This is a genomic window from Agrobacterium sp. MS2 (assembly GCF_003261015.1).
GTDB lineage: Bacteria > Pseudomonadota > Alphaproteobacteria > Rhizobiales > Rhizobiaceae > Agrobacterium > Agrobacterium pusense.
On the sequence record NZ_QLNF01000067.1, the window covers coordinates 1 to 568 of the forward strand.

Annotated in this window: 1 protein-coding gene; it reads left to right on the forward strand. The window is 58.5% G+C overall.

Annotation, left to right across the window (positions count from 1 at the left end):
* Positions 1-568 (forward strand): Tn3 family transposase (locus DOU54_RS18540; RefSeq protein WP_146617385.1); only part of this gene is annotated, 568 nt, incomplete at both ends.

The window sequence follows — 568 nt, forward strand, 5'->3', positions numbered from 1 at the left end:
ACCGGCGACATCCCGAAAAATGTCTCTGCCATGCTCGCTGGTGTACTGGCCGATGCGACGAACCTCGGCCCAAAGCGAATGGCGGGCGCATCCAAGGGGATCAGCGCTCACCAGATTGGGTGGATGCGCACATTCCATGCCCGATCGGAGACCTACCGCGCGGCGCAAGCGTGCATCACCGATGTCCACACCCAGCATCCGCATTCCCGCCTTTGGGGCAATGGCACAACGTCATCGTCAGATGGCCAATTCTTTCGTGCGAGCGACCGAGCCGCAAAGCGCGGCGACATCAATTTGCACTACGGCAGCGAACCCGGGACGAAATTCTATAGCCATCTATCAGATCAGTACGGCTACTTCGGCATTTTGCCCATCAGTCCGACCGAAAGCGAGGCGGCCTATGTGCTCGATGGGCTCTTCGACCAGGACACGGTGCTCGACATTCAGGAACACTTTACCGACACGGGCGGTGCCAGTGATCATATCTTCGGGCTGTTCGCCTTGATCGGAAAGCGGTTCTCACCGCGACTGCGCAATCTCAAAGACCGGAAGTTCCACACGTTCGAGA